The sequence below is a fragment of the Paenibacillus shirakamiensis genome (genome assembly GCF_017874255.1).
GTDB lineage: Bacteria > Bacillota > Bacilli > Paenibacillales > Paenibacillaceae > Fontibacillus > Fontibacillus shirakamiensis.
Window position 1 is genome coordinate 210,272 of record NZ_JAGGLD010000005.1, and the last position, 23,098, is coordinate 233,369.

The window sequence follows — 23,098 nt, forward strand, 5'->3', positions numbered from 1 at the left end:
CCATCTCTCTATAAAAATTAAAGTTAAAAAAGATGACTCCTGAATTTGCAGGAGTCATCTTTTTTAACTTTAACAATTCATATTGCAACACAGAATCTCAGACTATCCTCTGCTAATCACTTCATAGATGCCAGTACTTCTTCTAAAGTAGGCATCGCCGGAATTCCGCCCTTGCGCGTTGTCGCAAGAGCTCCAGTCGCATTAGCGAACCTAAGCAAACGTTCTAATTCACTGCTGGACCAATAATTTACTTTTCGACCATCCTCAAGTAGGCCATATAATAACCCACCGAAGAAAGCATCTCCCGCACCCGTAGTATCCACAGCCTGAACTAGATTTCCGGGAACCAAACCTACTAACTCCCCAGCTCGGTAGTAACTCCCCTTGTCTCCGAGAGTCACAAGCAATAGTTCCGTGGCGAAAGGTCCAGCGAGCAGACGACTTCCTTTCTCTAGATCCGTACTTCCAGTTAGGAATTCTAGCTCCTCTTCGGATACCTTCACAATATCCGCGTACTTCATTCCTTCCAGAATCCATTGTTTTGCCTCATCTAGACTTCCCCATAATGCAGAGCGAAGATTAGGATCATATGAGATTCGAAGCCCTTTCTGCCGTGCATACCGGACTGCTGCTAGCGTAGCTCCACGAGAAGGTTCATCCGACATGGAGACCGATCCGAAATGAACTATACTAGAAGCATCCAATATAGCGTAAGGAATTTCTTCCTCTCGTAACAATTGATCTGCTCCAGGATGACGATAAAAGGAGAAGGAACGATCTCCCTGATCATCCAAGTGAACGAAAGCCAATGTCGTATTTGCTTCCTTGGTTAGGATAAGCCCTGCTGTTCCAACTCCTCTTGCATCCAGCACAGATTTTAACCCTTGTCCGAAAGCATCATCACCTATTTTACCTATAAATTCAGCAGTTCGACCTAATTTCACAATAGCGGCTGCCACGTTAGCTGGGGCTCCTCCCGGATTTCTCTCAAATAAAGGTTGTCCAAGTTCAGATAGACCATAAGGTGTAAAGTCAACTAGTAGTTCTCCGATTGCTGTGATGTCAGGCATATTGCAAGTCCCTCCTAAATCAAATACCACTATTTTTGTGAATTTAAGTGTACTATACTCTTCTGACTTATGTTTCGTACATTGACCTTTTATTATCTCAGATCTAAATTTCTAGCTCTATAGCTGTTTGAAAAGCGCACAATTTCATAAATTGCCTCACTTTTTCAAATCATACTTTGCTCTGCTGCTGACCTAATGCATGTTTCATTACATAAGTACTGCCCCGTAGGCAATAATGATCCAGAACTTCTTTTAGTCATTTCTCTAATCCCGCTTGCAGAAACACTGCATTCTAAATTTATCGGACCTTATCGTTTTGTATAGCTCGCTTTAAGGGTAACTTAGTAGTATAAAAAAACATGTGCTTTAGAAAACAAGGAGGAATTTTAGATGAAAATTATTATTACGCAACAAGAAGCGATGCAAAAGGGAGTATGGAGCGAGGTAGCTCAAATGTTCGGCGTTCAAAAAGAGGATGAGACTTGGGCAAATGAACAGTACATTCTAACCGAAGAGCAAGCAAGACAACTTGGCTTCATTAGCTAATTCGTTAGAAAGCCCCCCTCATCCATTACAATTCATGAAAAGGGCCTCTAGCAACAGAGGCCACAGATTTGCACGGTTTTAACACATTTCACAGTTATTAATTCATCGTTCACATTAACCACTATGTCATAGCTAACCCGTCTATTTATACTAGCCATGATTACAATTCCACATTAAAAAAACAATGTATGCTTTATCCCCTAATCTTATGTCGAAAAACTACCTTCCACATCACCACATTCAATACAAACAGTACCAACATACATCTATATACACCCCAACTTAAGGTATTCACCCACAAATGCACAAGAACCATGCCTCCTAAAATCAGCATGAGTGGAATCGTAAATATGACTTCTCTCTTCCGTGTAGTGTGTAGAATGCACTTCTAATTCTCCTCTCCCAATTCGCTAAAATATTTATATTTCTAACATATATACTAATTAATTCCTTTAATTCAAACGATGTATCTCTTTTTTACACTTATTACAATAAAAAAGAGTCGGTCTTCGCCAGTTAGACAAAGATCGACTCCTTATGAATAGCTATGCGTCCATTATTATATGTCAATTACTACATGCTTGGCATGAATCCAGACACGTCTACTTCAAGTTCACGGGCAAGGCGCATTCCATACTCTATATCAGCACGCACGAAGTTACAGATTGCACGCAAGCGTACAGGTTCTGGAACCTGACGCAAATCTTGAACCACATTCGCAATCAGATGCTCCTTTTCCTCCGCTGTAAAGCTGCGATATAAAGCTCCCGCTTGGGTAAAGTCATCAGTCTTTGCAATTTTCGCTCTGGTGACCTGCTCTCCTTCAATTCGTACTCGGCTGTCAGCAAAATGAGTCGGTGCCTCAATAACGTTATCGTCAGCACTATTTGGTTCATAATTCACTGGGGATGGGTTCTGAGCTACATTCATTGCCCCATCTCGCTGATGGTTACGTACGGGAGCATAAGGACAATTCACTGGAATTTGCAGATAATTAGCTCCTAGACGATAGCGCTGTGTATCCGGATATGAAAATAATCGACCTTGCAAAAGTTTATCTTCCGAAGGTTCAATTCCTGCCACAAGCACACTTGGGGAGAATGCAGCTTGCTCCACTTCAGCAAAGAAATTCACAGGATTGCGGTTCAACGTCATGGTTCCCACCTTTTGCAGCGGATACGATAGTTCTGGCCATTCTTTCGTCGGATCTAACGGATCGAAGCTCCACCGGTTCATATCTTGAGCAGGCATGAGCTGAACATACAGACCCCAAGTTGGAAATTGTCCTTGATCGATATGTTCATGTAAATCCCTAGTGGCATGGTTGAAATCTTGACCTTGAACGTCCTTCGCCTGATCCGCAGACAGTGTTGCTACACCCTGATTGGTTCTCCATGTATATTTAACGTAAGTTACAGTGCCCTCCACATTGATCCATTTAAAAGCATGTACGCCGAAGCCATCCATTTGGCGATAATTCGCAGGCGTACCATGGTCTGAGAATAACCACGTCATCATATGCGTAGATTCAGGCGATAACGTCATAAAATCCCAATACCGTGCTGGATCTTGAATATTGGTAGCCGGAGATGGCTTAAGTGCGTGTACCATATCTGGAAATTTCATAGCATCCCTTATAAAAAACACTGGAAGGTGGTTACCCACAAGATCGTAGTTCCCTTCCTCCGTATAGAATTTCACTGCGAATCCCCGGGGATCTCTGGCTGTCTCTGGCGATCCCGTTCCATGAATAACCGTCGAGAACCGGACGAACACAGGCGTCTCCTGTCCCTCCGCTTGTAAGAAATGGGCGCGTGTATATTCACTCATACTTTTCTCCGTCTTGAAAACTCCGTGAGCCCCAGCTCCTCTTGCATGTACTACTCGCTCTGGGATTCGTTCCCGATCAAAATGACCAAGTTTCTCTAGCAAATGGTAATCTTCTAGCAAAGTAGGACCCCGTTGTCCTGCTGTACGAGAGTTCTGGTTATCCGCTATGGGAGCGCCTTGATTGGTAGTCATCCAATTATTCATATGGTATCACCCTTAATATTAGTATTTAGACTTGATCTAAGTTCTAATTAAATACTAACATGATATGCGCCTCTGAAGCATGAAGTTTGGATGATAAATGGGTGAAGAATTAGGATATAACTCTACTCATTTTAGAGGAATAGTCACTCGCTGGCTTATTGAACCTGGTAGCTTTATACTAGAATTTAAGAGGTACGTCTAGCAGATTGAGATAGATTTTAGTAACCAAATGCACAAAATCTATAGCAAATAGTCAAGCATTGACCTCGCTTGTTCACTTCCTTTGGAAAATTTAGCAACTTTTCATAGGTTCATAGCGTTTAAACTAGATAAGAGAAAAGGAGCGTATTCAACCTGATGGAATCTTCATTTTGGTCCAAGTCTTTTCGAGGTAACAAACCTGTTGTAATCATTCTGCTTCTAGTTATTTTTTTACTAGCTGCTTATTTGAGGGTTGATTTCTTGCGTTCCGTAACTCACCAAGTCTCTCATGATACGCAGTACTATGACAAAATGGTCAAGCAAGTCCTTGAACAGGGTGTCTACGGATATAAGAGTACGGAATCGAATGCACAGGTTACCCCGGGCTATCCCATGTTTATGGCTGCGATCTATGTCCTGATTGACTATAAGCATCACGATCCAGCTCCCTACATCCGATATAGTCAAGTTATTCTAAGTCTAATTACGCTTTATTTCATGTATCGACTAGCTCGGAAGCTGGGAGGAACGGCTGCTGGTCTACTTACAGCCCTTGTCGGCGCTGTGTATCCTTCATTTATTTGGAGTAATGGGGCTATTCTTACCGAAGTGCTATGTACGTTCTTCTTATTCTCTTACTTATATTTACAGATTGTAGCCTTCGAAAAGAAAACTTGGCTCTGGGCTGCGCTTAGCGGAGTCTTGCTCGGCTTAACGGTTCTTACACGTCCAGAATTTTTACCGCTTATTTTTGTCAGTCATGCTGTCTACTGGTTGTGGACTCGCAAATGGAAAGAAGCTTTGAAGCTGCTCGTAATCTCCTTGATCGGCGCAGGAGTCATTTTATCTCCTTGGCTCATTAGAAATGTGATTACATTACATCAATTCAATGTAGCTTCAACTCAGGTCAATCCATTCAAAGCCGGAACCTTCCCTTATCATAATTATGATGATGGACTGGTGGACACAAAACAGTACAACGGTGATCAGATGGCCGTTGCCAAGGCCCGACTCAAGAAGGGATTCACTGAACAACCGATGTATTTCCTCAAGTGGTATACCATTGGCAAACTCGACTATACCTACAGCAAAATGTATTTTGGAGCTGGCCACAAACCGTATTATTCCGTATTCCCTTATGCCATGCGGAATGTCCTTCACGTATCACTGATTTATTTCTTCTTGTTGGCGATGATCGCCTCTCTGATCCGTTACCGCAGAACCGAATTTTTACTAGTGGCCGTAGTTATTGTCATGTCGCTCCTTCGTCTGCTTTTCGTTCCGGAGTACAGGTATAACTACACGGTTATGCCCGTCATTATCATCGTGGACATCCTAGTTTTCTTAGCTATTATTCGCTGGGCTTATGCACGTTTCACCGGCAAATCTATTCCTGATCCGAACCCGAATCAAATTACCTAACGGGTGCACTCTCGATCAACAGGATTCGGACACATGATCCTACATCGTGTGTTCCTTTCCTATTGCCAAAAATCAAAGGTCAAAGGAGTTTAACCTCAACTATGAATTTGAAAAAAGCTACGCTGGTTACCGCTCTCATTATCTCTCAAGTCGCAGCCGCGGTGCCTGCAAGCGCAGAAGCTTCAGTTCAGACTTCTCCAACGTCCCAAATGGGCATGGATACTCAGTCTTCAGCCCCTACCCCCTTATCTAATACATCAAGTTCAATCAGCACAACACCGTCAACTACACCTTCTAAGACAGAGACTTCCCCAGCTACTGGAAGTAGTTCAACGTCTACGAATTCATCTACTCCAAGTTCAGGATCTGGAGCGAAAGATACCACTAGTAATCCTAGCCCTACAGCTCCTTCAACTGAGGCTGTTCCTGGGGTTACACAAACCAAGCCAACAAAGCCGGCTAGTACTCCTGCAACTCCAGTAACACCTGGAACTACAGAGACCCCTACAGATGATACCAAAGCAGCTGGGAATCCTAAGTTAGTCACTCCAACTACAACGAACACTACGGATGCTTCTAATCCCGTAGCGCCTGCAGCAGCTGCTGTCAATGGGCAGCTTATTCTTTTCATGGATAGCGCACGTATGGAGCAGAACGGCAGTATCTACACCGCTACTCACGCAATGACGGTTAAAAAAGGTGTATCTTATGTCGGAATTCGCTCCCTTGTCGACCGAGTAGGATACAAGATCGCTTACGATTCACGTACTAAAGAAACCCTTATCACATATGGCGGTAACGAGCTTCGTTTCAAACGTGGAAGTTCCATCTATCGCGTCAACGGGGTATCCAAGACGATGCGCGGAGCAGCTTATGAAGACAAAAACGTCTTCTTGGTTCCTTTGACAGCCATTACTCAAGCACTGGGAATTCCATATACGGTTAGTGGCAAAAGAGTCATTTTGCAGCTCTCTACGAAGCCATCAGCCTCTTTCACAGTACAAAGCGGGGATATTACTGCAGGAGAAACACGCGTCAATTTCCAGACCAAATCCTTTTCTCCGAATGGGCTCCAGATTGTCAATGAGAAATGGGAGGGTCGCCCGGATCAAGATATTTTCCCATCTGCAGGTTCGTACTCCGTCACGTATAGCGTCCAAGATTCCAGCGGTCAATGGAGTGATCCATATACACAGACGATTCAGGTCAGTAATCCCAATCTTCCACCTGTAGCTCAGTTTGCAACGAATAAGTCAGAATACAAAATCGGAGAGCCCGTAACCATTACAGACCAAAGTACAGATGAAGAAAATGCGATTGTTGATCGTCAGTGGCTGAACAACCGCCCTGCCTTTTTCACAGCGGGTCCTGTAACGATTAGCCTGACCGTCACGGATAAACATGGTGCTACATCTAAGATCGACAAGACCATCACAATTACGAATGAGACGCTCTATACCGAAGATCAGTTCTACAAACTATTCACTCCTGTCGGCCAAAATTTCCAGATCAATGGTGGAAACGTGCTAAATTACGATAAAATTCCATTCACGTATACAACTGAGCCCTATACTTTGTTCCGTGATAGCGGACCGGAATCTGTTACGAGTGAGGGCATTTTGTATCAAGATACGATCGTCGGCTTAACCCGCTTCATGATTCACCACCGTAACCGTCTAGGAGAAAAAGCTAAAGTCTATCTTGTAGCCAAAAATACAGATAGTACTCTGGCCAATATCGATATTCTTAGCTACGGCGTAGCGGGTCCTAACCAGCATCCCGAACTAACGGGCCGACTCTCGGTACAAAGATATTTTGAGAATTACCAGAGCGACAGCAAAAAGCAGCGCATTACTTTAGCGCCTGGAGAGAGCAAAGTTATCATGAACGATCTGAGTAATACCTCATTGAGCCAAGAGGACTGCATTTCTTTGCTGGGTGACCTGTATAGTGATGCTCGGGTTCAGTACACCGTATTGATCGTAAAAGAAAAACATGATCCCATCCAAGCCGTAACTACTGTCCCTTATCTGGATCCTAAGGAATCCATTATCCGCGGTACATTCGCTGATTCCACCCGCGTCTTCGAATATAATGAAGTTGTAGGTACGAAGGAACAACGCTTGAACTTAACGGACAACACAGCTGATCCATTCCAGACAGGAACAGATGGAATTCTTGGTACCTCAGCGCTTAACTCCGGTAACTATGGCGTCATGTACAAACTTAAGTTAAACCGTGTAGCTCCGAATACATTAATTACCTTTAACCCACGTGGAGGTCTCTATATGGGGGCAGCGATGGTTAACGGAAACGTAGTCAGCTTTTCTCATACAGGCGCTAACAATGTTAGCAATCAGACCAGCGTTCTATATCGTACTAAGGATTATGAAGAGAACGTAGAGATCTGGCTCAGTCCTTCAGCAGGAAGCAATATGCCATTTACCTTACTGCTCATGCCTATGCCTTCTGTAAAGCAACAGCCATAATTCATAGATCATTCTAATCTGAAAAAAGCCGCTTTGCCCCTCCCTAAAGAGGCTGCAAAGCGGCTTTTTTCACTTTTGCTTTTGTTTTTTCTTCTGCCTCTGCTTCTGCCTCTGCCTCTGCTTCTGCCTCTGCTTCTGCCTCTGCCTCTGCCTCTGCTTCTGCTTCTGCTTTTTACAATTACCTGTTCACTTATGCTTTATTACTAATTTCTAGATGTCACTAAGTTCCTTCTCTGTTAGCATTTCTAAAAATACCTCAACTGCTTTGGTCTTATACTCCGTATGCAGCATGACCCAAGAGAAATGACGAGCAATTCGCTGATTGTTCACCTGCAACATGCAAAGTGTACCTAGCCTGAGTTCCTTACGGACCGTCCACTGCGAAAGTAAAGCAATGCCCAGTCCCGCCTCCACGGATTCTTTAATAATTTGAGTACTCCCGAATTCGACTCGTTCCTTAGGTACAAAACCCAGCGTCTCAAAGAGCTTATCTGTTGCCTCACGCGTCCCTGATCCCGGCTCTCTTAGAATCCACAGGTCCTCCTTTAGTTCTTGCAAGTCAATCTCTTGTTGCTTCGCTAAGGAATGGTTGGCCGACACCATTACGTACATAACATCCTCGGCAAAAGGAACCACCTTCAGCTTCGTATGGCGTAGTTCCCCCTCAACAATGCCTATGTTTAATTGATGATTCAGCACTCCTTCAGCAATGTCTTTGGTATTGCCAATCTGAATAGTAGGCTGGATGAGCGGATACTGCTGCCGTAATAAAGCGAGATCATGTGGGAGAATATATTCACCATAAGTGTAGCTAGCCCCAATGGTTAATATTCCGCTCGCTCGATGCATATGATCGTCGATTAATCCTTGCATACTTGTGTATAGGCCCTGAATTTGACGAGCATGATCGTAGACAATTTTGCCTGATGCAGTTAAAGTCATAGATTTGTTGGTCCGTTCAAGCAATCTTGCACCGCTAGTTCGCTCCAACGCCTGAATGTGTTGGCTTACCGCGGGCTGAGTCATATGTAATTCCTCTGCGGCCCGAGTAAAATTCCCTTTGTCCACGACGGTAATAAACACAAGTAGAGTCTGATCCATCCACATTTCCTCCACCCTGCAGATTTATAATAAGTATTTACTTATGAATTAATTTAGAATAAGTTATTTTTCTTATTATAAAAGCTAGCATATGCTTAAAGCAATCCCATCACGAGATACACAGGAGGTTAACATCTATGCGATCTGATTCGACTTCATCTCATCATCATTTCTTTAACTTAACTCATAGGCATCCGTTCGATGGACCGCCATTTCAATCTATATTTCCAGGTGTACTGTTCACTGCACTGTTAGCCCTAATTGGCTTTGCTCTCAGCTATCTTCCCGGACTTGAGCGAATTGGTCCTCTTGCTTGCGCTATTCTTGTAGCCGTGCTGTATCGTCAAATTCTAGGCTATCCCCAAAAACTGGTTGCGGGTATCCAATTTACAAGCAAATATTTGTTACGTTCAGCCATCATTCTTTTTGGACTCAAACTCAACATTACAGATATCGTTCGGCATGGACCGGGTGTGCTGCTCCGGGATGCGATTGTTGTAGTATTCTCTATTGGACTCACCACATGGCTTGGTCGGAAATGGAAAGCTGATCGGTCACTCACCCTTCTCTTAGGTATTGGCACCGGCGTGTGCGGAGCGGCGGCAATTGCAGCAGTATCTCCCTTACTGGGCTCAAAGGATGAAGATACCGCTTCTGCGGTAGGCATTGTGGCTCTTACCGGAACGCTATTTGCTGTTGGATATACGCTGTTATATCCCTTTTTACCACTCAGTACCTATCAATATGGGATGTGGTCCGGCCTATCTTTACATGAGATTGCTCATACAGCGTTGGCTGCTGCACCTGCGGGTCAGGAGGCAATGAGCGCCGCTTTAATAGCTAAGCTTGGACGGGTCATGATGTTGATTCCATTAAGCCTAATTCTTTGGGTGCGCATCGGACGTAAGGGTCCACAGCAACCGGGTTCCCGGATTACCTTTCCTTATTTCCTCCTCGGCTTTCTAGGGATGAGTATTCTGGGTACATTACTTGCCGCACAAGGACATCCAATTACTGGTTCGACAAGCACGGTAATCTCTACGGTTACCCAAATTCTTTTAGCGATGGCTATGGTTAGTCTGGGACTAAACGTGTTTCTTGCAGAGCTAAAAAGTAAAGCGCTTCGCCCTTTTCTAGCTATGTTGGTCACATCCATTTTCCTCTCGTTTCTTACATGGATCATGTTGTAATTCCATTGTTCCAAAATTAAAAATGCACCCCTTCATGGCTTGGGCTGAACATAACCGTCCCCCGTCCCATCAAGAGGTGCATTTTCAACATTTATAAGGAGATCCTTTGCCCTAGATTTGTATACTCACTCTTCTTTAGCGATATTGGTATAAGCGTTAGGGATATCTCCTCCGTCTGGGTTAACATTCTTCTGAAGTGCTTTACGCCCCAGACCGATCTCACCACGTTTGTCTTCTTTGTCATCTTGGCCGTTATTGTCGCTGCCTTGATAATATTTGGGATCATTATCCTCCGGGTGTGTCATATGAGATGAACCTCCTCTTGAACTTAAGCTGATGTATTTAGAGTAGTATGGTTTGCTGTCTTACTAAACATACATTTTCCACATATAAAATAGACCCCCTGCAATGGATAGCAGAAGAGTCTTTATAACTACATCAATTCTGGATTTGATTTAGTCAAATTATTTTTGTTTATTTTATTTTTATTTTCTATTTGATTTTATTTTTCGATTTATTATTTTTAATTCCCGTTACCTAGTCCGTTATTGCTCGGTCTGTAGTTGTCACTGTTACAGGAGTCCACTCAGCTATAACGGTCTGCCCATGAACAGATACACTACCTTCTGGAGAAAGGTCTTTCTCTGTCATAATACCCAGCGCAATCGTGAACCGATTCAGTTTAACCGGAATTTCACGTTCGCGGCGTACTTCTTCATCATTGAGATAAAAAATAGCTTCGTCGTTAGCCCGATTATAGGTGATGCGGTACGTGTTGAATTCACGAGGTTTGAAATTAGTATCTTCCTTAAAGATACAGAAGTATTTCGTCTTGTCTGTAGTAGGAACGGTTACTCCAGGGAAAGGAAGGACTCCGTAGACCGTAGCATATTTATCATTCCCCGCAAAAAAGTCCAGTGCAGCACCTGTAGTAAAGTCAAGTAAGTTCAGGGATACATAGCCATCATATAGATCATTTGGAGCAGTTCCTTGCGTACGAGCACGGATCTGAAGCTCAAATGAGACTTCGCCCTCCTCAGGTACGGCCACATCCTCAACCGAGTAATACATATGCTTAGCATTGTCTAAAATTTGAATCTGATGATGCTCCCGGCTAAGCGGAGCACGCACATATAACACATCGTTACGCACGATGACTACGGCTTCCGGCTCACGATAGGACCAGAAGCTGCCATCCGGCAAGGGGAATCCTCCAATTTTCCATACATCATTATCCGACAAAATCGTATGAAAGTTTCCGAACACTTTTTGTTGCTCCATGTTGTAATCCCTCGCTTATTCAAAATTTATATGTTACTGAGCTATTAGACCTTGAATTAGCAATGCAGCACTCATAATGAGGCCACAACGAGTTGAAGCCTGTACCGAAGCCCCCATTAAAGGAAGATAAGCCTTAGATGGATTATGCTGACTCAGCCCGGTGTAGACTTTGTAGAGCGGGAATATAGTCAGTAATGACAGCAATCCGTAGACCGGAAGTGCTCCAATCAGTACGCACACAACAACTGAAATATAAGATAACCACAGTAACATTTTTGAGAAACGAAGTGCACGCTCTTCTCCCCAGACTACGACAAGTGTATTCTTTCCTGCTTGCCGATCGGCCTGCCAATGCAGAAAATGATGATTGAATAGAACTAGTGTCGTAAGCAGTCCAACAGGAAGACTCAGCATGATAGATAAGGCGCTAAGTTCCTGTGTCTGTACATAATACGTTCCCATGATAGGAAGCACACCGAACGATAGCAAAATAGCAATCTCACTAAGGCCTTTGCCCCGGTAACCGAATTGCAGGGGCGGAGCCACATAGAAGTAAGCAATTAGACCACCGAGACCACTGAATACAAGGACAGGCCATCCTGCAAACCAAGCTAACGTAATGCCGCATAATGCTGCGATTCCAAACAATGACCATGTCATCATCGCAAAGGTACGTTCCGACATGGTGCCATTAGCCAAAAACCCAGAATTTGTGGACACCACATCTGGTGTATCTCGGGCCGCTGTATCAGCCCCGCTTCGGTAGTCCCAAAGATCATTCACCATATTAGAGAAGAGATGGGCTGCGCCTGCTCCCACTAAAGTTAATATAAATAATACAGGGTGAAAAACACCCTTCCACACATAAGCCCCAAGTGCCCCTAGAATAACAGGTACCAGCATGACTGGTATGACTTGAAACCGGGATGCCTTCTTAAATAAGGTCCATTTGTTCATCCCGACGCTTCCCTCCCTAACTTATCAATAATTACTAAAGAATTTACACCTATTTATATTATACAGGATGACATCTGGATTGTAAGCGGAAAATAGGATCGCTATGACCATCGATGAGGCTAAGTTGTCAATCATTTCAAATAAAGTGTGTTATGTTGCGAATGTTGTCCGTAGAGCCTACAATATATGCATATACTTACATATGAAAGGGGCATTTCCATGAGCAAGGCCGCCTTTATCCAGCCTGATCCACAAGCTTGGCTTGAGAAGTTCCAATTCAGCATCCCTCTTAAAATTCGATATTGCGAGACAGATATGCTCGGTCACGTGAACAATGTGAGTTATTTCATGTATTTTGAACAGGGACGCATCGAATATTTTGAGAACCTCTGTCTTACCGATGAGCTATTTAGCGACAAACGCGTATCCATTGTTGCCGATCTAGAATGCCAGTACTTAGCCCAGATCTACTTGAGAGACCCCCTACAATTACATGTACGTGTAGCAAGGATAGGTAGATCATCTATGGATGTAGAATATGCTTTAGTGGCCCACGATAATCTCAAGGCTGCTGGGCGCGGAACCATCGTACTTGTAGATACCGCAACCAATAAGAGTACGCCTATTCCTGATCGGGCGCGTGAAGCAATTCGTGCACATGAAGGTAACGGACTATTGGAGTAGCTGGCCATATAATGAATTATTTTATCGCGGAGCAGATGTCCTAATGGATGTCTGCTCTTATTTTGCTGAAATGTATGAAATACCATCCAAGTACGTGAAATGTCCTTGCCTTTTATATTAAGAATATCCCATTGTGGGGATACTAGTAAGAATTACGCTCTTTAAAAGGATGGTCTATTTGTACACGCAACTATTATTACCCCGTTCTAAGGTGCTTGCTGCATTTTGGCTTCCTGCTATCTTTTTTCTTGCGCTTGGACTACGCTTCCTCTATGTATTTGTGCTAGGATCACAAAACCCCCTAGAGGGCGATGCTTCCGGCTACTTTAGCACGGTCCAACAGATGATAGAACGCAATGTCTACGCTTATGGACAAAGTGAACCTAATGCTAGGGTTACCCCGGGCTTCCCTCTTTTCGCTTATATCATCCTAAGCACTTTCTCTATGAGATTAGATGCTTTACTCTGGGCTCAAATTATAGTTGGTGCTGCTACAGTGCTACCTGCCTATGCCTATATTAGAGCGATAACAAATCACGGATGGGGACTACTTGCGGGACTTTTTGTCGCTATTTATCCCCCATTTATATATGGAACAGGAATATTAATCACAGAAACTTTGTTCATTTTCTTTCTTGCCTGCTTCTTTCTAAGCTGGCAATGGATGGTGGAGCGAACACATTTGACGACGGTCAGCTTGAGCGGATTCACTCTTACGTTAACCATCCTCACCCGCCCGACCATGTTTCCTGTGCTTGCTGTAGCTTTTATTTACTTCGCATGGAATGCTCGAATGAGAAGATGGTTACTCCCTTACCTCATTGTCACAGCCTGTTGCTTCTTGCCTTGGGTGCTTCGTAACGCCTTAGTGCTTGGCGAATTCACTTTGCTTGCATCGGACAGTGGGAATGCGCTACTAGCTGGTGCTTATCCCTATTTTCGAGAAGATGTGAATTATCGTGAGATGGCTAGCCTCGGCCTAAGCCAGACCGCATATGGTATTCGCGTGATTGTGAATGGGTTCATCGAACGTCCGCTTGAATTTCTAGGTTGGTTTTCTTTCGGTAAACTTTACTATACTTTTCGATCCATGTGGGTAAGCAGCACTCTTAATTTCCCGCAATTTTATATGTATGCGGGTGTGCTTTTACATTATTTAACTCTACTACTTAGCCTATTCGCACTTCCTTTGCTCATATGGAGACGTAGCTTCCTCGCAGTATCTTTCACAGCCATGCTCATGTTCCAGCTCATGTTCATCCCTACGGTAAGGTACGGCGCCCCCTTTATGTTACTTATGACCTTCATGGTCTGCCAAGCCGCTTTCCTAGTCAACTCTAGATATAATCCAAAGATCTTATCGAACAATCGCTTCTCCCCTTCTACTAAGCCCTAGTTAGCGCAAAAGGATAGCTTACCATCCCTATCACCTATCGACTTAGCTGTAGCTAATGAAGCCAAAAAAGACATTCCATCCTGCGCCTAAGCGAAGGGGGAATGCCTTTTTACGATACTAAATATAGATATCTACTATAGCTTCTTCATTGGAAGTTAACTTTTCAAATACGGCACGGTTAATGCGAAGACCTGCACCTCGGTAAGGATTGGTTAACGTTGTCGCTTGAGCTTCTTGCCCGTTCACATGAACCTTACGCACTTGACCATCGGTATAGTGATAGGTGAACGTTACGGGTACTCCCGCATACTCAAACGTAAACTGTAAGCCATTCTGACTTGCTGAGAGTACGGGGTCGATGACTAGATCGGTTCCCTCTGTACGGATGCCCAGCGCATTCGTAATCAACTGATTCATATAGATCCCCGGTCCACTGGAATAGATTCTCCATCCCCCTTTTACAGGAACCGCCCCTGTTCGCAGCTTATCAAAATGCTCTTGTGCTTCATATCGCGTAGCGAACTTGCCATCTGAACTGCTGAAATAAGCATTACTTTGACGCAGCTCTGCATTCGGTACAACATCTTGAATTCCAACAGGGTTAATAGCTTCAAGACCATGCCACACTTGCTCGGGTTTGCCCATTTTGGCCATAGCTTCAATATAGCGAATATGTGCATGCACATATTGAAGTCCAATTTCGCGCCCAAAATTCGCGGCTTGCTCTGCACGTTTGAAATGAGTGCTCACCCCACCAGCATACTGAGCGGGACGATTCATTAATCTTACACCATCTGGACAGAGCAGTTGATCTTGAATAATCTCGTAATGCGCCAAGGCTTGCTCAGGTGTGAGCAGCTCACTTATAATACTTCGCGTCATCGGAAGCAAGCGATACTGAATGCCTGTCTCCTCATCTGTAGGATGTACCATAAGCTTAGCGTGATCGGGGTCCTCTAAATAGACGAAGCCGGGAATGACATCGGTCTGAAGCATATACTGATTGAAATCGTGCTGAATTCCTTGAGCCAGCTCTGCGAGTTCCTTAGCAAATGCCGCATCTTGGTCCTGCAGCACCTCTGCTAACTGATGTACGGCTTGATAGGTAAGCGCAACGGTCCAGCTACTAACCATATATTGCTTAAGCTGCTCGTTAGCCGGTTGCAAGGTATCGTCCCAATCCCCATCTCCATAGGAAGATAGCTTCGTATCGTGAAGGAAATGATGCTTGATATATTCTAATTCTTTTAGCACATGTTCTCGGATCGCAAAGGTCTGTTCTGTAAAATCAAAATCATGCTTCCGCGTGTAAGGTACCTGTTGATCTAGAATAGCAAAATCATGACTAGCAGCCAAATAATCACCTATGATCTTCAGCGGCCAGACAATAATATCCCCATGGCTCTCTTCTTGCTGAATCTTCGTATAAGCATCGAACATGAACCACTGCGGCCAGTTCCCACTATCCTCATACTGATGGGAATAGACCTTCAGCAAGATATCGCGTACCTGATCGTACTTTTGCGTAGCCAAGAAATACTCTGTGGGTCCCTGACATACATCCCGCGTTCCCCATGCTGCTCCGCCATACTGTTCCAGACCATGCGGCATTGAATAATGGACCAGCATATTGTGCGTGTACCACCAAGCTAGCGCATTAACTTTAAATATATCCCCCTCAGCCTCAGCACTTCTGGACAGATGGAACCCATTCATCACCTGTTGGAAGAACTTACGATAAGATTCGGTCTCCACTTCAAATGTACGGTCTGTTACAGCAATTTCCACGCCATCTAGTAATCCTTGAAGCGTGATGGTCCATGTAGGTGCTGCATCCAGCATGAGGATATTCAGGCCCGCTTGAGAGGCATTCATTCCTTCAACGAGCCAAGATTCCTCCTCTAGCTGGAACTTCGTCCCCTCCATATGAAGACGATACGTTAGATTGGGGAATACCTCTGAACTGATCGAGGACGGATCGGCCCGGAAAGATAACACTTGTCCGTTCTGTTCAATACGATAAGGCATCTCATATTCTGCGACATTCATCGAGATTTGCTGGGTAACCATATAGCGATAAGACGCTCCGCTTAATGAGCGTACGTGCAGCCTAACCTCGGGAGAATCTACGGTGGTGTAGTTCGTAACGACGAGCATATCACCATCTGTCTTATAGATCCATCTCATATAATTAAAGCCCATTTCAAATGCAGCAGGCATCGTAAGCAAACGTAATTGTCCATCCAGTTCAACATAGATTCGTTGGCCCGAAGTTTTGGGAATATTCAGCGCACTACGTGCATTGGTCATCATTTTATTGAAATTGGTGTTACCTACTACAACCTGCGAGTTAAAAATACCGTACATATATGATGTCGTCGTCATTACACGATCGTTCAGTCTAGCATTGTCGCCACTCATTAATATCGACCCATGAGGACGCTCCACGCGAAGTTCTTTCTCCTTCAGAACCACATGTTCATACGTACCTGTGAAAAAAGAAAGTCTCGTTCCGCCATCCCATTCTTCTTGGAATCGTTGTGGATAGAGCAGGTCCATCTCTTCCTCTGTCAGGGAATCGGAACTCAAAGGCTCGCCTAATAGGGAAGAACGTTGTGTCGTCTGAACCGCTAATCCTACCAGACCCTTTTGGAATTGAGACTGCACGTCTTCCCAAGCTTGCTGAATCTCATCGATGAATTCAAGTTGCTCTACAGCTTCTGGATGATTCTCTTTGAACAGTCCATAGAATACAAATCGGGCTGAACCCTCCATATATACCTGTTCCGATTGCAGTGCAGTATAAGCAAATTCATATTGGTATATTTCATTAGCAAGCTTAGCTTTCGTAAGGATTTCTGGCTGATTTGTTGCCTTGTACGATAGTCCAAAGAATTGGAAACCATCCGTGGAGTATCCTATACTGCCTGTCATAGATCCTTGCTGTATATAGGGAAAAGACCCTGCCTGAGGCTGATTCTGACGGGAACAGATCACATAACCCTTCTGCTTATCTTCATATACAGAGTGATCTATATACTGAGATAGATAAGCTTCGTTGCTTCGTACGGCCCCGGAACTAGCGAGTCCTAGGTCCTGTCCATAGACAACATCAACTGTCATCCCCTTCCCTTCTACATCTACAGTCCAGAACCAGATTCCTTGTGCTGTCAGATGAAAGTGAATTGTATATTCAAGGTCACCGACAAGTCCAATCTCCTCAGCAGACAATCTACCTGTCCAGATCAACCCTTGATCGCTACTACTTAATCGACTGGTTGAAGCTATTCCCATTAATGGAAAGAAGCGAATTTCTTCTGCAAGGTACACTCTCAAATAGATATTATTTAAAGATCCATCGAGTTCATGGCTGAGTAGTTGATTCAGCATCGTCCCCGCGCCTAAAGCTTGATACAAATCCCCAGTCTTCAAAAATTCAAAAGATAAGTTCCCCCGTGACACCATCAGATGATTCGTAGCTGTTGCTACCACGTTTCCCACGCTCCTTTTCTCTATTATACAAGTCGGAATTCGGCGCCCTGAACATCCTGACTGCTGCTTCCTGTATATACCGTGAACTTACCTGCATCGCTTATATATTGTAAATCCGCATGATGATATCTCAATTGTTCCTCTGTAAGTGTAAAAGCAACTAGCTTTCGTTCCCCAGGGGCTAAGCGCACTTTACGGAAATCCTTGAGTTCTTTCACCGGTCTAACGACTTCACCGATATGATCTCGAACATAGAGCTGTACGATTTCTTCCCCCGACACAAGTCCTGTGTTCGTAACTTCCACGGTAATCTGAATAGACTCCCTTGCTGTCATGGTCTCAGAGGATAATACAGGCGGACCATAACTATAACAGGTATAACTAAGCCCGTATCCAAATGGCAACAGCGGCTCATTAGGAATATCCAGATACTGCGATACATATTTCACTTGAGCATCGGGTGCTCCTTGCGGACGCCCCGTATTGAAATGATTATAATAAACCGGAATTTGTCCCGTATGATAAGGGAAGGACATCGCGAGCTTCCCTGATGGATTGCTTCGTCCCGTTAACAGATCCGCAATTGCAGCTCCACCTTCACTACCTGGGAACCAAGCTTCTAGTACAGCATCCACCTGATCATACACGCCATGTAAATCTAACGGCCGACCATTAAATAACACAGCCACCATAGGTTTTCCTAAAGGACGCAGGCGGGCTATAAGCTCAAGTTGTGCTTGGGGCAACCGAATATCAGCCCGACAACCTGCTTCACCACTCATCTCAGAATCCTCGCCAAGCGCCAAGACTACTACATCGGCTTGTGCTGCTGCAGCTAACGCTTCTTGAACTTGGTCTTCACTTATGGAGTCAATACCGGAGCCCTCCGCACAACATACTTGCTGATCTCCATAAACATCCCGTAGAGCTTGATCTAAGCGAATAGCATCCTCCTGAGATCCTGTCCAGGACCAAGGTCCGAGGATATCTCCATTCCCTGCAAAAGGACCGATTAAAGCGATCCGTTGTTCCGATTTGAGCGGCAGTATGCCTTCATTCTTGAGCAACACGCAGGACTTGGTAGCCAGCTCTCGGGATGCCTTGCGATGTTCATCACTGAAGATAATCTCTTTCTCCGCAGCAGGGTCAGCTCCCCTCATGGGATGTTCAAATAACCCCAGTTTTTCTTTGAGAGTAAGAATTCGAGCGACTGCCTCATTAATCATCTGCTCATCTACTCGCCCTTCTTGGACAAGGCCTGACAGATGATGGACATACCCAGGGGTCATCATCTCAATATCCACACCCGCTTGCATGGCTAAATAAGCTGCTTCTTTTTCATCCTCTGCCACGCCATGGGCAATTAACTCCTTCACAGCTCCCCAGTCAGAGATCAGCACCCCATTAAAGCCCCATTCATCCCGAAGCAAATCACGCATAAGTCTACGATTGCCTGTTGCCGGAATACCATCCACCGTATTGAACGAGGTCATAACCATCTCGCAACCCTCATCAAGGGCTGCCTTATATGCAGGTAGATAGTATTCCCGCAGTTGTCTTTCCGACAGATCTACGGTGTTATAATCCCGGCCTCCCTCAGCAAGACCATACGCTGCAAAATGCTTCACACAAGCCGCTAATCGGTGAGGGTCATTGGCCAGATCATCTCCTTGGAAGCCACGAACAAAGGCCCGTGCAAACAAAGAATTAAGATACGGGTCCTCCCCCGTCGATTCCATAACTCGTCCCCAACGTGGATCTCTCACTAGATCGGCCATAGGTGCGAATGTCACATGTAGTCCAGATACAGCAGCTTCTTTCGCTGCGATCCCGGCACTCACTTCAGCTAACTCCACATCCCAGGAGCATCCTATCGCTAGCGGCACGGGGAATATCGTACGAAATCCATGTACAATATCTGCCATCATTAGAAGAGGTATGCCTAGTCGATTGTTCTTCAAATGAGCTTCTTGCACGGCAATCACTTCTTGCGCGCCTGCAAGGCCTAATACAGATCCGGCATTTTGAATACTTTGCGAAGTAATTCCTAGCGATTCCATCGGACCCGTAATCTGCCCATTACTCGAAGATCCCTCAAAAAAAGGAGCCGCTAGTTGAATCAATTGATCTATTTTTTCCTCTAGGGTCATTTGCGATATGAGTTGGTTCACGAACTCGGTAGTCATCTAGTCTCGCCTCCATCCAATTAAGTTATAAATTTCAGTATTGCGAATCGTTTCTCATTCCAATTAGTTATTATATATATGAAAAAATTAATCTTAAAAACAATAAATCGAAACGTTTCAATTAATGAATACACATGTACTTTTTCTTTCCAGCAAGAGACGTAGGGAACATAGACTTACAATTCTATAAGCTACGTTCCCGAGCCATTACTTTGTCACACGAACAAATTCATCTGAATTCAGGATTACTTCTCATTATTCATAGGAATAAGTTGTTGTACTGATGCACGCTCAATCAATTCGATTGTAAGCTTATACGCTTCATTTACTTCTTCCTTGTTGAGCATTTGGAACAAGAGATGACCCGCTAGGGAACCCGATTCATGCTTGGGCTGACGCACTGTAGTCAGGGGTGGAGTCAGGTATTCAGCTAGTTGGATATCGTCAAAACCTATAATGGAAATATCATTTGGTACAGAAATATTACCTTCTTCCAGCGCCTTCAATCCACCTATCGCCATCTCATCATTTCCATAAAATATAGCGGAAGGCATATCGCCCTGCATCATCATCATCTTGGTAGCACTGTATCCTCCTTCACGGACAAAGTTACCACCTAGGCGCCATTTTGCCTTTTCCTCCAAGTTAGCTTCATGCATTGCTCGAAGGTAACCTTGATAACGCAGCGCATTATCACTAGAATTTGAGGGACCACTGATATAAGCGATGGTCTGATGACCCGCATCAATTAAATATTTGGTAGCCGTGTAGCCCCCATGCTCAGAGTCTACACGTACATTAATAAGACCTGATCCCGTCAACTCCCGATCCATCACTACGATGGGGAACCTATCACCGGCAGATTCTAGTAATGTGTCATCCGTGATATTTTGTGCTAGCACAATGGCTCCGTCTACTCGCTTTTCTCTTAGGAACCGCACCGCCGTAGAATCCTGTCCGCCCATTGAGCTGCAAGCGATCATGTCATATCCATTCGTTAAGGCTACATCCTGAATACTGCGAATAAGTTCCGAATAGTACGGACCGGACAAATCCGTTAAAATGAGTGCAATGGTATTGGTACGGCTTCGCTTTAAGTCCATGGCAAAACCGTTTTTGCGGTAGTTCAGCTGCCGGGCAGCTTCCAGAACTTTATCTTTTGTCTTCGTGCTTACCTTAGAATCTCCACTTAACGCATAAGATGCTGTCGATAGAGCTACCCCCGCCAGTTTCGCCACGTCTTTGATCGTTGCCATGCAATAATTCCGCCCTTCTTCTATTTCATTCCTGAAATAGTATAACCTTCAATAATATGTTTTTGGAAGAATGTGAAAATAATAATGATAGGAACGACCATAAATGCGGCCCCGGCCATCTGGAGACCGAAATTCGTTCCATATTGACCTTTAAGTAGGGATAATCCTACGGATAACGTGTATAGACTTTCATCATTTGCGATAATCAGAGGCCATAAGAAACTATTCCAAGCCCCAATAAAGGTCAAGATCCCTTGAACAGCAAATACAGGTTTGACTATAGGTAATATTAAACGGAAGAAAATGAGTAATTCCCCTGCTCCATCCAACCTCGCCGCTTCCATTAAGTCATCCGGGATTGTTGTCATGAATTGACGGAATAAGAAAATTCCGAAGGCACCGACGAGACTCGGAAGCACAATACCCGCCATCGTGTTCGTAAGTCCCATTTCATTGATAATCAAATATGTTGGGATCATCGTCACCTGACTCGGAATCATCATCGTAGCCAGAATGATATAGAAGAATTTATTTTTACCAGGGAACTCAAATTTGGCAAAGGCATACCCTGCGATCGCATTTAGGAACAATCCAACGAAGGACCAAATTACAATCACCAGCGTATTTTTCAAATAGATAAGGAAATTCATCTCTACAAAAAGCTTTTTATAATGCTCTAATGTGGGAGCCTTCGGGAAAACCGTGGGTGGAATCGCTGTGAATTCACTTTCTGGCTTGAACGAAGAGCCTAGCATCCAGATAAAAGGGATCATCATCAGGACCCCTACAACAATAAGCAGCACAATCATTACTGTTTTCTCTATTCTTTTAGCTGCCAAAAGATTTCGCCTCCTTCACTACAGTTGCGGCACGAGGCCTAAGTATCCTAGTACTCTACATCTTTTTTCTTCACTACGAACTGTATGAGAGTCGCGATAATAATAATGACGAACAGTACAAATGAACCCGAAGCCGCATAACCGAAATTACGCAATTGGAACCCATTATTATAGATGAATAAAGCCATCGAAATCGTCTCATTCAGAGGTCCACCCTTAGTCATAACGAGTGGTTCTTCGAAGAATTGAATCCAGCCAATCAACGTCGTGATTGTAACGAAGAAGGTGGCAAAGGCAAGCAATGGTACGGTGATAAAGCGTAGCTTCTTCCAGCCTGTAGCTCCATCAATCTCCGCGGCTTCGTAATAAGTACGTGGAATACCTTGTAGGGCAGCGAGGAAAATAATCATATTCAGACCTACAGCCTTCCAGACCGCAAGTAGAATTAGGGATAATTTCGCTAGAGTAGGATCCTGTAGCCACTGCTGGGCAGGTAAGCCGAACCAAGATAGAACATAGTTGAACAGACCGTAAGAGCTGTTGTACAGATATCCCCAGACCACAGCTACCGCTACAATATTCGTAATTGAAGGCATGTAATAAATGACTCGGAACGTTTTGAACAACCAACTCGTGCCGTAATTAAGGAGCAGGGCCATTCCCATGGAGACGATTACTACTAAGGGTACACCGATGATGACATAGATGAATGTATTATAAATGGATTTCAAGAACACCGGATCTTCAAATAACTTCAGGTAATTCGTAAACCCGGTTCCTTTAATGGCTGAGTAATCGGCAAGCCCGATCAGATCCATATTCGTGAAGCTTATGATTAGCGCAATAATGATCGGAACAATTGAGAAGAGAAGCAGCAGAAGGACTGCCGGCGCAATGAAAAAATAGGGATACCTATGTTTCTTCCATAGATCCTGAATGTACTGCATGGTCACT

17 protein-coding genes are annotated in these 23,098 nt (G+C 44.2%); 6 read left to right on the forward strand and 11 right to left on the reverse strand.

Annotation, left to right across the window (positions count from 1 at the left end; translation table 11 throughout):
• Positions 1 to 116: 116 nt before the first annotated feature.
• Positions 117 to 1,070: a carbohydrate kinase family protein gene (locus J2Z69_RS14480; protein WP_209864077.1), complete on the reverse strand. Its 954-nt coding sequence runs from the start codon at positions 1,068 to 1,070 to the stop codon at positions 117 to 119.
• Positions 1,071 to 1,460: 390 nt separating this feature from the next.
• On the opposite strand from J2Z69_RS14480, the gene J2Z69_RS14485 reads away from it, so the two are divergent.
• The gene (locus tag J2Z69_RS14485) at positions 1,461 to 1,616 is read left to right on the forward strand and encodes a hypothetical protein (RefSeq protein WP_209864080.1); all 156 of its coding nucleotides are present in this window, start codon (positions 1,461 to 1,463) and stop codon (positions 1,614 to 1,616) included.
• A gap of 573 nt (positions 1,617 to 2,189) precedes the next feature.
• Here J2Z69_RS14485 and J2Z69_RS14490 read toward each other — a convergent pair.
• Positions 2,190 to 3,650, reverse strand: a complete 1,461-nt coding sequence (locus J2Z69_RS14490) for a catalase (RefSeq protein WP_209864084.1) — start codon at positions 3,648 to 3,650, stop codon at positions 2,190 to 2,192.
• Between the two features lie 357 nt (positions 3,651 to 4,007).
• On the opposite strand from J2Z69_RS14490, the gene J2Z69_RS14495 reads away from it, so the two are divergent.
• Both J2Z69_RS14495 and J2Z69_RS14500 read left to right on the forward strand, forming a co-directional pair.
• Positions 4,008 to 5,273 (forward strand): ArnT family glycosyltransferase, encoded by a 1,266-nt coding sequence (locus J2Z69_RS14495; RefSeq protein WP_209864087.1) that lies wholly within the window; start codon positions 4,008 to 4,010, stop codon positions 5,271 to 5,273.
• Between the two features lie 101 nt (positions 5,274 to 5,374).
• A complete protein-coding gene (locus J2Z69_RS14500; RefSeq protein ID WP_209864089.1) occupies positions 5,375 to 7,762 on the forward strand; it encodes a copper amine oxidase N-terminal domain-containing protein in 2,388 nt (795 codons plus the stop codon).
• 210 nt (positions 7,763 to 7,972) lie between these two features.
• Here J2Z69_RS14500 and J2Z69_RS14505 read toward each other — a convergent pair whose 3' ends face one another.
• A complete protein-coding gene (locus J2Z69_RS14505) occupies positions 7,973 to 8,863 on the reverse strand; it encodes a LysR family transcriptional regulator (protein ID WP_209864092.1) in 891 nt (296 codons plus the stop codon).
• A 137-nt stretch (positions 8,864 to 9,000) separates the two neighbouring features.
• On the opposite strand from J2Z69_RS14505, the gene J2Z69_RS14510 reads away from it, so the two are divergent.
• Positions 9,001 to 10,053, forward strand: a complete 1,053-nt coding sequence (locus tag J2Z69_RS14510; RefSeq protein ID WP_209864095.1) for a YeiH family protein — start codon at positions 9,001 to 9,003, stop codon at positions 10,051 to 10,053.
• Positions 10,054 to 10,178: 125 nt separating this feature from the next.
• Here the strand turns inward: J2Z69_RS14510 and J2Z69_RS14515 are convergent, their stop codons facing one another.
• From J2Z69_RS14515 to J2Z69_RS14525, 3 genes are all read right to left on the reverse strand, one after another.
• On the reverse strand, positions 10,179 to 10,358 hold the full coding sequence (locus J2Z69_RS14515; protein ID WP_209864097.1) for a hypothetical protein: 180 nt from the start codon (positions 10,356 to 10,358) through the stop codon (positions 10,179 to 10,181).
• A 232-nt stretch (positions 10,359 to 10,590) separates the two neighbouring features.
• On the reverse strand, positions 10,591 to 11,334 hold the full coding sequence (locus J2Z69_RS14520) for a DUF6081 family protein (RefSeq protein WP_209864100.1): 744 nt from the start codon (positions 11,332 to 11,334) through the stop codon (positions 10,591 to 10,593).
• Between the two features lie 33 nt (positions 11,335 to 11,367).
• Positions 11,368 to 12,291, reverse strand: coding sequence for a prenyltransferase (locus J2Z69_RS14525; RefSeq protein WP_209864103.1), 924 nt, complete (start codon positions 12,289 to 12,291; stop codon positions 11,368 to 11,370).
• Positions 12,292 to 12,510: 219 nt separating this feature from the next.
• Here J2Z69_RS14525 and J2Z69_RS14530 point away from each other — a divergent pair, with 219 nt between their 5' ends.
• Together J2Z69_RS14530 and J2Z69_RS14535 are read left to right on the forward strand one after the other, a co-directional pair.
• Complete coding sequence (locus tag J2Z69_RS14530) at positions 12,511 to 12,975, forward strand: acyl-CoA thioesterase (protein ID WP_209864106.1); 465 nt, start codon at positions 12,511 to 12,513, stop codon at positions 12,973 to 12,975.
• Between the two features lie 178 nt (positions 12,976 to 13,153).
• Positions 13,154 to 14,371 carry an ArnT family glycosyltransferase gene (locus J2Z69_RS14535; RefSeq protein ID WP_209864110.1) on the forward strand — a complete coding sequence of 406 codons (1,218 nt, stop codon included), beginning with the start codon at positions 13,154 to 13,156 and terminating at the stop codon, positions 14,369 to 14,371.
• Between the two features lie 117 nt (positions 14,372 to 14,488).
• Here the strand turns inward: J2Z69_RS14535 and J2Z69_RS14540 are convergent, their stop codons facing one another.
• The 5 genes from J2Z69_RS14540 to J2Z69_RS14560 form a co-directional block, all read right to left on the reverse strand.
• A complete protein-coding gene (locus J2Z69_RS14540) occupies positions 14,489 to 17,836 on the reverse strand; it encodes a GH36-type glycosyl hydrolase domain-containing protein (RefSeq protein WP_209864366.1) in 3,348 nt (1,115 codons plus the stop codon).
• Between the two features lie 50 nt (positions 17,837 to 17,886).
• Positions 17,887 to 20,049: a glycoside hydrolase family 3 N-terminal domain-containing protein gene (locus J2Z69_RS14545; protein ID WP_209864113.1), complete on the reverse strand. Its 2,163-nt coding sequence runs from the start codon at positions 20,047 to 20,049 to the stop codon at positions 17,887 to 17,889.
• 245 nt (positions 20,050 to 20,294) lie between these two features.
• Complete coding sequence (locus tag J2Z69_RS14550) at positions 20,295 to 21,305, reverse strand: LacI family DNA-binding transcriptional regulator (RefSeq protein ID WP_209864118.1); 1,011 nt, start codon at positions 21,303 to 21,305, stop codon at positions 20,295 to 20,297.
• Between the two features lie 20 nt (positions 21,306 to 21,325).
• The gene (locus tag J2Z69_RS14555; protein ID WP_209864120.1) at positions 21,326 to 22,144 is read right to left on the reverse strand and encodes a carbohydrate ABC transporter permease; all 819 of its coding nucleotides are present in this window, start codon (positions 22,142 to 22,144) and stop codon (positions 21,326 to 21,328) included.
• A 47-nt stretch (positions 22,145 to 22,191) separates the two neighbouring features.
• Positions 22,192 to 23,091 (reverse strand): carbohydrate ABC transporter permease, encoded by a 900-nt coding sequence (locus J2Z69_RS14560; RefSeq protein WP_209864123.1) that lies wholly within the window; start codon positions 23,089 to 23,091, stop codon positions 22,192 to 22,194.
• Positions 23,092 to 23,098: the final 7 nt, after the last annotated feature.